Genomic DNA, 13,412 nt, shown 5'->3' with positions numbered 1-13,412 from the left:
AATAGCTTTCGATAGGTGCGATCGCACACATCGTTTATTACCCTCAGTATTATACAGCAATGAATTTTTCTATTTTTGACTCTATACATTCCAATTTTCACCCCCAGGTAAATGCGACAAATATTCGTCGATCGCATCCTCGAATTCACCTCGATAATAAGTGTATGTCAGGGACAGTAGCCCTGTTGCGATCGCCATAATTTGTTCTCTGTCCACTCTTTGATTGAGTTGAGCGCGGCTTAACTTTCCTTCCAACACTTCCCTGCTAGCCTCACGAATTGCGGCTTCTAGTTCATCTTCTATAAAAGATTCCCACTCGGCCGAGTTGATATAGTAAGATGTTTTATTATCTTTGAGATTGAGCTTTTTAATACCTCGGACCGAATTAGCAATAGAAGCAGCCCAAGAATTTGTCAAACGCTGTTCAACTTGGTTTTTAATTAGGTGGATTAGCAGAATCAGTAAAAAAGACCCAATATTCCGCAGAGTTGCTTGTTTGCTCATGCCCTCTAACTCATCGACAATTGCTAGAGCATCTTCATTCCTTCCTTCCAAAATACAATTTTTCAGGTCTATTAATTCCTGTACCATTGCTTTTGCCCTCAATATTTATAACGATTTCGTAAGGTGCGCGGTGCGCACCCTACGCGCTTTATTCTTCAGTCCGCAAAGGCGGACTTCGTTTGTACAAACGCGGTTTCAACCGCCGATTTCGCGCTACATCTAAACAGATTGAGTTACATGATGGCGGCTGGTCAATTTATCCAATTGATTCACCAACAAACTCAGGAACAATCCCACATCGGTAACAACTCCAATAGACTCGATCGAACCCCGATCGCTCAATTTCGTCACCACCGCCGGATTAATGTCCACACAGACCATCTTCACACCCGCCGGCGTCATATTTCCCACACCAATTGAGTGCAGCATAGACGACAGCATTAACACCATATCCGCACCTCGTAACAGCTCAGTATATTCTTCTTGAGCCTTAACTAAATCCATTTGCGTGTCAGGAAGCGGGCCGTCATCGCGGATAGAACCTGCTAGGGAAAACGGGATATTATGCTTCACGCATTCGTACATGACACCGTTAGTAACCAGTCCGGCTTCCACAGCTTTTGCAATACTCCCGTAACGTCGCACACTGTTAATTATTTTCAAGTGATGGCGGTGTCCGCCGCGCACAGCCACACCGCGTTTCATGTCAACCCCTAAAGAGGTTCCCATGCTCGATTGTTCCATGTCGTGAACCGCGATCGCATTTCCGCCTAACAGCGCTTGTACGTAACCTTCGCGAATCAAATGCGCTAAATGTTCGCCACCACCAGTGTGGATAACAACAGGCCCCGCCGTAACTACCACTTTGCCACCTCGATCGCGAATTTGGCGCAATTCCCACGCTACTTGTTCCACCACCAATTCTACGCGGCGCTCGCTAGAAACGCTGCCGGACATAAAACTGAATTCTTGAGAATTGCGCTGTTCCCGCGATTCGGTTTTGCGGATGGTGCGGATACCCACTACATCTACAACGACTTTTTCTCCTACTTTTAAATCTCGCAGTAATTTGCATTTAGCGACGGGACCATCGACAGTTTCAGTAATAGCAACTGCACCGTCCATGCGCTGATTTTGCACTTTCACCCACTGGTTATTTACCCGCACTTCTGTGGGATAAATCGTACTCACATAAAAGTCGTCCGGGCCGACGCCATCTTGCACTACCGGTTCTAAAATAGCGTCGCAAATCTCTTGTGGCGGGGGGACTGCACCCAAGTCAATTAGAAGTCCCATGATTTCTTCCATCACATCGTGGGAAGGAGCCGAAACTTTAACGTCTGCACTGGATGTGCTTTGCCGCTGCTCTCCTAAATTGAAATTGAGGACTTGGAAACTGCCGCCGTTTTCGATAATTAAATCTAAAGCGCGGCTGATTAAACCAGCATCGAGCAAGTGACCTTCCATGCGAATTGTGCGGCTTTCTACCATCACGTTTGCCGATCGATCTTCTTGCACCGGTTCCGTTACCCGCAGCGTCAAACACTTACAGGCGCCCCCCGCTTTCAGAAATTCGGTCATCGGCGTTTCAATTACTTTAAAACCAGCATTAGTGATGCGCGTTTTCAAAGCTTCGCTAACTTTATTCATTACCACAACTTTGTCAATATTGACGGCATTGCAGGCAAAATTAGCGGCATCTGCTTCTTCAATGGCAATGCGTTTTTCCGGCGCCACTCGCATTTCAATTAAGCGGTTGGAGTACGAGTCAAATGCTGCTGGATAGTAGAGCAAATAGCCGCCTGTCAGGGGACAAAAACAGGTGTCTAGGTGATAGAAACGTTCGTCAACTAAACGCAGCGAGAGCACTTCTATGTTGAGCCATTTTGCTAGTAACGGGTGCGAGTCGAGTTCGGAACGGAAGCCGTATCCGGCCCACAACCAGCGTCCTTCGCGATCGAGCAAAGCATCGCCAGCACCCTCAAACGGCAAGTCTTTCGGCAGTTCGTGCACGGTGAAACCTTTGCTTTCAAACCATGCTTTGAAATAGGGCTCTTCGCCTTGGCGTTCTTTGTGATAGAAACGGCTGAGGACGAAGGTATTGCCTAAAAGTAAGCCTGCGTTGGCGGTAAAAACCATATCGGGCCAGCCTTTTGCGGGCGGTACGAGGTCTACCACAGCGTTTTCTTTGAGGACGTGGTAGAGTTTTTCCCACTGTTCGACGGCGCGATCGCGCGATGATTTGTGTACGTTGCCCTCCATCCACGGATTAATCACGTAATCCACATCGTAGTGGTCAGGAGCACACATGAGGAAGCGAATTGAGTCAGTCATAATTCAGTTAAAATGTGGTAGACGCTACAGCAGACGTATGTTGACAGAGTTTGTATAATAGCAACTGTAATATTCACTACTAATTTTAGCATCGCAACGTCTGGGCCTCATAAGGCCAACTCTTAATTATATCACGCTTAGGATTAGATTAAACTAAATCACAAACCGTTCTTATGAAATACTCGTGAAATACTGGAGAAAATGTCTGGTTATTACACACACTATAAGAGGTTTTGATAGATTATTAATAGGATATCCGTTGAATTGTGCCAAATCTGACGATCGGGGCGGGTTTACGCTTTTCTCTGGCTGATATTATAGATTGTTGATGAACCCACCCCAGAAGAGTTATAGTTAATTTAACGCACATGATATAACAGCTTCTCTTAACTTTTTTTAACTTTCAACTTTTGCGAAATCGGAAGTTCGATCGCAAATTCTGTTCCCCGGCCAACTTCTGAATGACACTCCAAATTTCCGCCGTGGGTGTCTTTAACTATTTGGTAACTAATCGACAATCCCAAACCAGTGCCACTGCCGATCGGTTTGGTAGTAAAAAATGGGTCAAATATCCTTGACTGAACTTCGGGACGGATACCGGGCCCGGTGTCAGAAATCCGCACACACACTTGATTTTCTCGGCTGACTTCAGTAACAATGCGAATTTGGTTAACTTTGCAAGTACAGTTTGCTGATGACTCTTCCACAGCGTCGATCGCATTCAACAACAAATTCATAAATACCTGGTTTAATTGAGCCGGATAACACTCGATTTTTGGCAGTGTGCCGTAATTTTTAATGAGTTGAATTTCCCGACGTTTTTGCTGTGGCTGCAATCGGTGCTGCAAAATCACCAAAGTGCTCTCTATCCCTTCATGAATGTCTATTACTTTGCGAGCTGTTTCATCAAGTCTCGAAAAGTTTCGCAAAGACAGCACTATCTGCTTAATTCTGTTAGCACCTTCTTGCATTGAAGCCATGATTTTAGGAAAATCTTCCGCGATAAAATCTGCCTCTATTTCTGCCAATTCTTGAGCTATTTCAGGAACTGGTTCGGGATAGTGTTGCTGATAAAGACTGAGCAATTTTAGTAAATCGCGAGCGTACTGTTTGGCGGGAATAATATTGCCGTAGATGAAATTGACAGGGTTATTAATTTCGTGGGCCACTCCCGCTACCATTTGCCCGATACTTGACATTTTTTCGGATTGAATTAGCTGGGATTGAGCATTTTTTAAGTATTCCAGAGTTTGTTCTAGCTGTTGCGCTTTTTCTCGTTCTCGCAGTTCGCTAAGCAGCAACTCTGCTTCGGCTTGTTTGCGATCGCTAATATCCATTACTGTTCCCAACAGTTTGATTACTTCCCCGGTTTCGTTAAAAACCGCTTCTCCTCTGCCTTCCACGTATAGGATTTGACCGCTAGGATGAAGAAATCGGAACTCTCTTTTGTAGGAAATGCCTTGCGAGATAGTGAGGGTGACAGTTTTTTGAAACACGTCTCTGTCGTCGGGATGACACATCTTTAAAAGTTTTGCAGATGTCGGTTCAGTTGCACTTGAGTCAAGACCAAAAATGCGGAACACTTCTTCTGACCAAGTAATTTTATGAGTGACTAAATCAAATTCCCAACTGCCGATATGGGCAATTTTCTGGGCGGCTGCTAGACTAGCTTCGCTCTGTTGAAGTTTAAGTCGCTGTTGTTTATCTTGTTCGACAAGATTGGCTTGAGCGATCGCAATTCCCATTTGTGCTGCCACAGCTTTCAATAATCTGATCTCATCTTGTGTCCAGTTACGCGGGCGATCGTACTGGTGCAAGCATATCATTCCGTTGGCTTTTCCCTGGTAGGAAGTGCGGATGGATATCATCGACTTCAAACCTATTTGACAGCACAAATCTCTGACATTTTCTAGCAGGGGATCGGAAAAAACATCGTCAGAAACTACAGCTTGCTCTTGGGACAATAAAAACTGAACGTGAGGATTACCCTGTACGGGAATTTGTAAATCTAAAAGCGATTTTGATGCGGCTTTTCTGTACTCAGCGACATTAAAAATTTGGGGAAATGGGTTTTCTTTGTAAGTGTGAATCAAGCAGTAATCGGCATTAAAAATTCTACCTATTTGGGCTGTCGCTGTTTGAAAAACTTGCTCTGGATTTAAGCTGTAGCGGATTTCGAGAGTAATTGTTTCTAGCAGAAATCTTTGCTTGATTTGCCGTTCCAAAGCAGCTAAAGCTGTTTTAAGTTCTAGTTCTGCTTGTTTGCGATCGCTAATTTCAGCAGCAGTTCCCAGAATTTTCCAAGGTTTGCCCTGCGGTGTTCTGGCAAACACGCTCTCCCGGCTGCAAAACCACCGATATTCACCATTCTTCTGCTGTATCCGGTATTCAAAATCAAAGCTTTCGCCATCTTTTGCTCCCTCAAGTTTTTTTCTTTGTTCTGAGAATGCAGGGATATCGTCAGGGTGTATTAACTTAGGAATAAATGTGGCTGCCATCTGCTGTATTTCTTCAAACGTGTAGCCAATATCGCTAGAAATATCGCGGTTGACGTAGAGACTTCTCTCTTCTATCAAATCGTAAACGTACAATAGATTAGGATTCGTTTTAATTACTGCCGACAGCCAGTGCTGGCTTTCTCGTAGTTGTGCTTCGATCCGCTTACGTTCTTCTATTTCAGCTTCTAGCAGCGCATTTTTTGCTACAAGTTCCTTAGAAAGCCGACTGAGCAGCAGTTGATTTTCGACGCGAGCCACGACTTCTTCTATTTCAAACGGTTTAGTAATGTAATCTACCGCCCCCAGCGAAAAAGCTTTGACTTTATCAAAAACTTCATTTAAAGAGCTGATAAAAATCACAGGGATATCTTTCGTTTTCGGAGAAGCTTTTAGCTGTTCGCAGACTTGATAGCCATCCATACCGGGCATCATGATGTCCAGCAAAATCAAATCCGGTGGACTCGATAGAGCAAAGTTGAGAGCTAATTTGCCATCTCGTGTCGGCCGCAGTTTATATCCCCGCTTAGACAAAAGCCGGGATACAAGTCGCAAGCTTTCTGGATTGTCGTCCACCATTAAAATATTTTGTGGGAAAGCAGTTTTTGGAAGTCTAATTGTTTCTCGTCTTGGATTTTTATCGTCAGTTGTATTCACAGCAGACCCTCAAATTATTCAAACTTTTTATGTGGGAATACTTTTAAGTCATTAACCGTTTGTAGCTAACGCTCTCAGGTAAACCAGCACAACTCTTGGGTAGATAGCACGCTCCTAAATTATTTGTAATTATATCAAAAATAAGAATAGTTTGAAAATGTGTGAAAATCTAATTATCGCAGCCCATCAAGAAAACAGGCGAGATTCATCAAATCACACGCTCAGCAAGCAAGTTTGATTAAAGGTAAAATTTTTACAATGTCTAGAAACCGATTTCGCTGGCCTTTATCTGGTGGATAGCTATTGTGTGTTCTAAGTAAATATCCTTAGTCGAAATGACAATTAAAAACCTCCCCGATCAGTGGTATCAACTTAAGACTAAAATCCTTTGCTTCTCTGGTTTTTATCCAAGTCTTGAGTCCGGTAAATCCCCTTTCTTAAGCAAGGCTAGGAGAATTTAGGCATAATTGTCAAACAGTATACCGTTACTATATTTGAGCTTAAGTTGACACCAATGGACCCTGAAACACTCCTACAATCTCTTATATTTTATTTACACCGTCCGGCGGCTGATTTATGGTATCTTTGTCTCAGCCTGCAATTCCCCACAAGCGGCGTACACGGCTTTCACGTTATACCAATTCAGAAAAATTCGAGCAATTTCTAAAGCTAGCTGGGGCTTACCTTGGTCAATCAACCATTGCAAAAAAGGAGTCATTGTCCGCTCGTTTAGCATCCCACCTAATGATAAAAATCCCCACAGTATTTGGTGCAAAACAGTCATTTGAATCATCATCCGCACTTCCCAATTAGGGTGCTTTTGATAAAACAAAACTCCCATTCTCCCGCGCTGAATTTCTCTGTCTATCATGCCAGGAATTTGCTCTAAACTAAAAGGTGGATGCCAGTGATAGCCGACAGCAGCCGGACATTTAATTAATTTTAAACCTAATTTTTTCAACCTCACACCCAACTCTAAATCTTCCCATCCGTACAGTTGAAAGCGAGTGTCAAACAGTCCAGCAGCCAGCAGCCAGTGGCGGGCGATCGCGACATTTCCCGTAGCAAAATAAGCAGCCGAAAAATCGGTTATTTTGTAGGGTTCCGAAGTAGGATTATCGAAATTACAAGTATTAATCACGCTGCCGTAAGTAAAAACCGCATCAGTATCTTTGTAACCCTGTAGCAAAGCATCTGCGTGGGCTTGCAAAAAATGCTCTGTTACCACCAAATCGCTGTCAATAAAAATAATCGTATCGCCCTTAGCATCTTCAACGCCTAAATTGCGCGCAGCGGCGGGGCCTTGGTGACATTGGGCGATCGATCGCACATGAGGCAACAAGTCGGCATCTGCAGCCAACCACTCCAGCGTCCCGTCCGTCGAGCCGTCGTCCACCACAATTATTTCATACTCTCTCACAATCTCACCGAACTGCTGATTTTCCAAAGCCAGTAGACATTTTGCCAAAATCGGTTTACGATTATACGTCGGAATCACAACACTAAAAAACACGGTTTTTCCCCATCTCCACAGTTACCGTATCCCACGGTAGCAGATTTTTCGCAGCAACTCCCTAGGGAAATAGCCAAGTTTAGCAAAAAAAGAATATATAAATCTGTGCTATTTCTGACAAGAATCGATCTCAATTAGGTGCATAATGAAAAGTCGGTTAAACCTCACATTAGGCACCATTCTCAAGAACAGGCAAGATGCCTGTTCCACAAAAATGATATTTTTTTGTGGGGTGGGCATCTTGTCCGCCCTGAAAAGCTTAGTGACAAGGGTGCAAGATGTCAGTTAAATTCAGGATGTAAATAGCAATGAGTCGCGCTAAAAAAGTTGTCCTAGCATATTCGGGCGGAGTCGATACCTCCGTCTGCATTCCTTACCTCAAAAACGAGTGGGGTGTTGAAGAAGTAATTACTCTGGCCGCGGATTTGGGACAGGGAGACGAATTAGAACCGATCCGCAAAAAAGCTTTAGCATCCGGTGCTTCGGAATCTTTAGTTATTGATGCTACCGAAGAATTTGTCAAAGACTATGCGTTTCCAGCGATTCAAGCTAACGCACTTTACGAAAACCGTTATCCTCTTTCGACTGCCCTGGCTCGCCCGCTGATTGCTAAATTGTTAGTAGAAGCTGCGGAAAAATACGGTGCAGATGCGATCGCCCACGGTTGCACAGGTAAAGGAAACGATCAGGTGCGGTTCGATGTGTCGATCGGCGCGCTCAACCCCAAGATTAAGATTTTAGCACCTGCGCGGGAGTGGAAAATGAGCCGCGAGGAAACGATCGCATACGGCGAGAAATGCGGTATTCCGTCCCCAGTGAAAAAGTCTTCCCCTTACAGTATCGATCGCAACTTATTGGGAATGGCTATTGAAGCCGGAATCCTCGAAGATCCTTGGGCGGAACCGCCGGAAGAGGTGTATTTGATGACAAAGGCGATCGAACAAACTCCCGACACACCCGAATACATAGAAATCGGTTTCGATTGCGGAAATCCTGTCACTTTAAACGGCAAAGATTTATCACCAGTCGCCTTAATTTCCCAACTCAACGAAATAGTTGGAAACCACGGAGTCGGCCGGATTGACATGATTGAAAACCGCTTAGTCGGGATAAAATCGCGGGAAATTTACGAAACACCAGCGATTTTAGTTTTGATGCACGCGCACCGAGACTTAGAAAGCTTGACGCTGACAGCAGATGTAACGCGGTACAAGCGAGGCATCGAAGAAACCTACAGCCAAATGATTTACAACGGTCTTTGGTACAATCCTTTGAAAACAGCTTTAGACGCATTTATTCAGGACACGCAAAAGCGAGTAACTGGAACCGTGCGGCTCAAACTGTTCAAAGGAAATGCGACAATTGTCGGCCGCAAATCTGAAAATTCTCTCTACAGTTTCGACTTAGCAACCTACGGCGCAGAGGACGAATTCGATCACAAAGCTGCTGAAGGATTTGTCTATGTTTGGGGGCTACCAACCCGCATTTGGTCGGAGAAGAATAGAGGTTACAAATAGGAGCGAATTAGGGTTGAAAACCTGATGTTAAGCCGCCCAATCGAATTCGGATTAACAATTCGATGTTAACCCGCCGAATCGAATTGGCGGCTACACAAACCAAGTCCGCCTTCGCGGAATTAAGAGTAGGGTGTGCACGGCGCACCTTATTTGCCGCAATCGCCCAACCTCTGCCAATTGCCTAAGTTAGGAGTTAGTAAGATACAGTAATAATTGGTAATTGGTTGTTATCCTAATAATTTGTTAAATTGTCTTCACACAAATTTAGCTTTGAGGTAAGGGTTGAAACCCCTGCCGAATGGTGGCAGGGCTGCGCTAGAATTGCTGGGTCAACGTAAAACAGCCGATCGCTAAGATTTCTGTTTTTCCACACTTCCCAAATCCAACTTAGCCCGCAACTCTTCCTTAATCCGATTTAAAATAGAATCCTCATCCAAAGAAGACAAAATCTTGCTCACAACAGCCTTTGGCCCATCATCTCCCCAAGAAGCACCATTAGCCAAATAAGCCTTAGTAACTTGACCGATACCGTAGGAAGAAACCCCCGCGATCGCAGCTTGCGTCACCGCCACAGACAAATAAGGCCCTAAAGCCAAACCCCCCGTCGCCGGCGTCGCCAAACCCAACAATCCTTTCAACGAACTCAAACCAAAATTAGCCAACAATTCACCGGCCGTAATCCCCCCCATACTAATCGCAATCTTTTGCAGCAATTCCACCGCGCCCGCTTCCGTCATCGCAATGCCGTAAACTTTAGATAAAGTTAAGATCATCACCACATCAATTACCGCACCGCTAAGAATATCAACTACAGTAATTGGATTAAGTGCGATCGCCACCGATTTCGTCATTACCGCGTTCCAGATAATTCGATTAGCCGCCTCATCTCGAATTTCCATTTTTCGCTGCACCAACTGCTCGTTAATATCCCCCGCACAGAGCATCGTATTCAGCGCGACCAAAGATTTGCCTTCCCGGTCTAAAATCTCCAAAATCTTTAATTTTAAATCTTGCACTTGTGGCAAACTGCGAGTCATTTGCACGCCCATACTTCCGTCGGGACGGCGCACCGCCCTCGCCGTCAAAGGGGAAGCCGCCGCCATCACAATTTCATCGGGAGACAACAATTCTCTCACGCGATCGTCTCGAATTTTATGATAAATTGCCAGCCTGTCTGCATCAGGATACTGGTCAATTTTATTAAAGACTAATAACATCGGTTTTCCGGCTTCCCGCAACTGCGAAAGTGCTGCGTATTCCACCTTTGTAATGTCGCCAGCAACTACAAACAAAATCAAATCTGCTTGTTGAGCAACGCGGCGGGCTAAAAGTTCGCGAGTTTCGCCGTCAACTTCATCTATTCCCGGAGTATCGACTAATTCAACTTGCGACAAACGGTAAATAACTGGCGAAAGTCGTAGCGTAGCGGGGCGTAAGCCATCCGGCAAATTCTCATCAATTCCCTCTCCGACATCCCACTGGCCAATAGTCGTGGTGCGAGTCACCCCGTGAGTCGGACCTGTTTCAAAGACATTTTGACCTAGCAGCGCGTTCAAAACCGAAGATTTTCCCCTTCCCACCATCCCAAACACAGCTATTTGCACGCAAGCGCGCTCTAGCTTGTCGAGCATTTTCTCCAACCCGCCAATTTCCGGTTCCAGTCCAGTTCGCTCTTGAACTGTCAAGTCGAGATTTTCTACTATATCTCGCAGAGCATCTTTAGCGTGGCGCAGGTTGAGTTCTGCCTGAATGTCTGCGAAGCTTAAAATTGTGTCATCTAATTCGCGATCGACATTTGAAAAATCCGAGGCTTCAGTCATTGTTACCTGATGTTATAGCTTTGCTTCACTTAAAGTTTCAACCGATATGATGCCATTCTAGCTTTTTCCGTCTGCTTTGTACATTAGGGGTACGGCAATGGCGTGTTTATAATCCGGGTAGGGAGACAGCAATGCTGTCTCCTAATCCTGGTAAGGACACAGCAATGCTGTCTCCCTACAGATATCATGTAAAACCTGTTTAATTTACAACAATGATTAAGCGCCTCCAAATAATAGCCAGTTATCCATTTCCTTTACGTGTAATAATTTTTTTATTAATCTTGCTAGCAATTTGGCTGCCCCTAGCAGCACCAATTTATCTCTTAGTTAAAGATAGTAACCTAGCAACTATTCTGACAATGGGATTGTTGTTTACTGAGTTTCTGTTCCTAGTGCCACGCTGGGGAAAACAGGTTTACGGACAAACCCAATTACTCAAAAGTTACGGTTTAATCAATACGCGAAAAAACGGTTTTGAGCTTTTAATCGGATTGGCGATCGGGCTTTTGCTCACTTTCAGCTTATTTGGGGTGCAAGGGCTGTTCGGCTTAGTCGCGTGGCAAAATTCTGATAATTTGCCGAGAATCATCGCAGAAGGGCTGTTAAGCGCCCTTGGAGTCGGTTTTGCCGAGGAGTTGGTATTCCGTGGTTGGTTGCTGGACGAGTTGCAGCGGGATTACAATTATAAAATATCTCTGTGGGCGAATAGCCTGGTGTTTGCCCTATCTCATTTTATCAAACCTGTCGCGGCAATGCTGGGGAGTTGGCCGCAGTTTCCGGGGTTGTTGTTGCTGGGTTTGATTCTGGTTTGGGGAAAAAGATCGCGCCAAAATCGCCTCGGTTTGTCGATCGGGCTTCATGCAGGTTTAGTCTGGGGATATTACATGATTAACATCGGGCAGTTAGTGCGATATTCGGCATCGGTTCCCGATTGGGTGACAGGAGTTAACGGCAATCCGCTAGCTGGGGCGATCGGGCTGTTGTTTTTGAGTGTTTTGGCCTTGGGTATGCGAAAAATCTCTGAACATTCCAAAGGTTTCGAGTAAGGACGATGAGTCCTTATTTGCCACAACTTGGAGGACTAAATTCCTCACTACCACCCAACTAATTCAGAAATTTATAAACTTATGAAACTCAGCATCTTTGGCACTGCTACACTGTTAATGTATACAGGTTTGTTAGCTCCGGCAAACGCACAAAATACCGCACAAGTCAAGCCAAATAATTCTTTAGTTCAAGTGCAGACAACGCCAGAACAAATTCTCAATGCTTGCCAGCAGAATCAGGTTGAAACCCTGCCAAATCCTTTTACCGATGTACCTTCCAATCACTGGGCTTACAAAGCTGTTTTGACAATGTATTATTGCGGGGCTTACCGAGAAGGGATGAACCCTGCTTTAATTAAAGAATTAATGGAATCGGGAGCTCCTACTAGAGAAAGTTTGCCTTCCAGATCTCGGTTTCCCAATTCCCCATTACAGCCTTTTCCCATAATTAATTAAAGAATTACTGGAATCGGAATATCCTACTAGAGGAAGTTTTTATTCCCGATTACCTTTTCCGCATTTCCCATTACCAAAATTTTAAAACTCAGCAGGCAACGCCAGACCAACTGCTCCCTGCTTGCGTGCAGAATCAGGTTGAAACCCTGCCCACTCTTTTTACCGATGAACCTTCTGATCACTGGGCTTACAAAGCTGTTTTGACAATGTATTATTTCGGGGCTTACCGAGAAGCGACGCTACCTGATTTGCTCACAAACCGCCGATTTATAAAAGTGAATGCAAAAAAGGTGAATTATACAAAAAGTGACTATTCAGATATCAGATACTAACAACACTAATGCCTGCAACCGCCGGCGATTCGAGCTTTTGCTTCACCACAATTTGCACATCGCACCCTAACGCATTTAAAAATCGAAACAACCTTTCTGTTGAAAAACCTGTCAGCTTTCCTCTCATCAACGCTGACACCTTTGGCTGGTCAATTCCTAATACTTCTGCTGCTTGAACTTGATTGAGTTTCCTTTTACTAAGGATCTCAGTTATCTGGCGTACCAGTTCCGCCTTCATCAGCATTTCATCAGAATTAGGCAGACCCAAATCAGCAAATATATTCCCACTACTAACTTGAATATCCATCTCCTTACTCATGATTTCCCCCTTTTTTACCTGGTCTTAGTTATTCCTGAAAAAGTAGTGATAAGAAGCCGTCTATTTCCACCTTATTTAGAAATATAAGCACATCTTATCACTACTGATTCCAGTCTTACTTACTCTTGAAACCTTCGTAATGCTCTTGAGCTCGTTTTAGCCTTTCTTCGATTAACTTAATATCTTGTTGTGGTGTAGCAATTCCTTTTTTAGACTTTTTCTGAAAAGCGTGCAAAACATACACTGTATCTGCAAACTTTACCGTGTAAACTGCTCGATAGGTATCCCCATCATAGTCATCGGTAATTTCTAAAACTTTTGCACCTCCAAACCCTTTGAGAGGTAACTGCTCAATAAGTGCTGATAAGCAAGTATCGCCAAAGTAACTCAGACAAGGCCTGATGGCCTCAAGCTGAGAA

Annotated in this window: 10 protein-coding genes; 3 read left to right on the top strand and 7 right to left on the bottom strand. The window is 44.4% G+C overall.

Annotation, left to right across the window (positions count from 1 at the left end; genetic code table 11):
• Positions 1-81: 81 nt before the first annotated feature.
• The 4 genes from QUA33_RS18140 to QUA33_RS18125 all read right to left on the bottom strand — a co-directional run bounded on the left by QUA33_RS18140 (position 82) and on the right by QUA33_RS18125 (position 7,503).
• Positions 82-591, bottom strand: a complete 510-nt coding sequence (locus QUA33_RS18140; RefSeq protein ID WP_333150005.1) for a DUF29 family protein — start codon at positions 589-591, stop codon at positions 82-84.
• A 132-nt stretch (positions 592-723) separates the two neighbouring features.
• Positions 724-2,838: a bifunctional arginine dihydrolase/ornithine cyclodeaminase gene (gene argZ, locus QUA33_RS18135; RefSeq protein WP_333150003.1), complete on the bottom strand. Its 2,115-nt coding sequence runs from the start codon at positions 2,836-2,838 to the stop codon at positions 724-726.
• Between the two features lie 386 nt (positions 2,839-3,224).
• Positions 3,225-5,990: a PAS domain-containing protein gene (locus QUA33_RS18130; protein ID WP_333150001.1), complete on the bottom strand. Its 2,766-nt coding sequence runs from the start codon at positions 5,988-5,990 to the stop codon at positions 3,225-3,227.
• A gap of 574 nt (positions 5,991-6,564) precedes the next feature.
• Entirely contained in the window at positions 6,565-7,503 is a 939-nt protein-coding gene (locus tag QUA33_RS18125; protein WP_333149999.1) for a glycosyltransferase, read from the bottom strand.
• 308 nt (positions 7,504-7,811) lie between these two features.
• Here QUA33_RS18125 and QUA33_RS18120 point away from each other — a divergent pair, with 308 nt between their 5' ends.
• The gene (locus QUA33_RS18120) at positions 7,812-9,020 is read left to right on the top strand and encodes an argininosuccinate synthase (RefSeq protein ID WP_333078688.1); all 1,209 of its coding nucleotides are present in this window, start codon (positions 7,812-7,814) and stop codon (positions 9,018-9,020) included.
• Between the two features lie 350 nt (positions 9,021-9,370).
• Here QUA33_RS18120 and QUA33_RS18115 read toward each other — a convergent pair whose 3' ends face one another.
• Positions 9,371-10,840, bottom strand: a complete 1,470-nt coding sequence (locus QUA33_RS18115) for a GTP-binding protein (RefSeq protein WP_333149997.1) — start codon at positions 10,838-10,840, stop codon at positions 9,371-9,373.
• Positions 10,841-11,052: 212 nt separating this feature from the next.
• Between QUA33_RS18115 and QUA33_RS18110 the strand changes: the two genes are divergently transcribed.
• Both QUA33_RS18110 and QUA33_RS18105 read left to right on the top strand, forming a co-directional pair.
• Positions 11,053-11,886 (top strand): CPBP family intramembrane glutamic endopeptidase, encoded by an 834-nt coding sequence (locus QUA33_RS18110; RefSeq protein WP_333149995.1) that lies wholly within the window; start codon positions 11,053-11,055, stop codon positions 11,884-11,886.
• 81 nt (positions 11,887-11,967) lie between these two features.
• Complete coding sequence (locus QUA33_RS18105) at positions 11,968-12,342, top strand: S-layer protein (protein WP_333149993.1); 375 nt, start codon at positions 11,968-11,970, stop codon at positions 12,340-12,342.
• A gap of 321 nt (positions 12,343-12,663) precedes the next feature.
• Here QUA33_RS18105 and QUA33_RS18100 read toward each other — a convergent pair whose 3' ends face one another.
• The gene (locus QUA33_RS18100) at positions 12,664-12,981 is read right to left on the bottom strand and encodes a helix-turn-helix transcriptional regulator (protein WP_333149991.1); all 318 of its coding nucleotides are present in this window, start codon (positions 12,979-12,981) and stop codon (positions 12,664-12,666) included.
• A gap of 127 nt (positions 12,982-13,108) precedes the next feature.
• On the bottom strand, positions 13,109-13,412 hold a 304-nt coding region (locus tag QUA33_RS18095; protein ID WP_333149989.1), incomplete at its 5' end, for a type II toxin-antitoxin system RelE/ParE family toxin.

This window comes from Microcoleus sp. Pol14D4 (genome assembly GCF_036701245.1).
Lineage (GTDB): Bacteria > Cyanobacteriota > Cyanobacteriia > Cyanobacteriales > Microcoleaceae > Microcoleus.
Note: the sequence above shows the minus strand (reverse complement) of the source record. Positions and strands in the feature narration are given on the sequence as shown.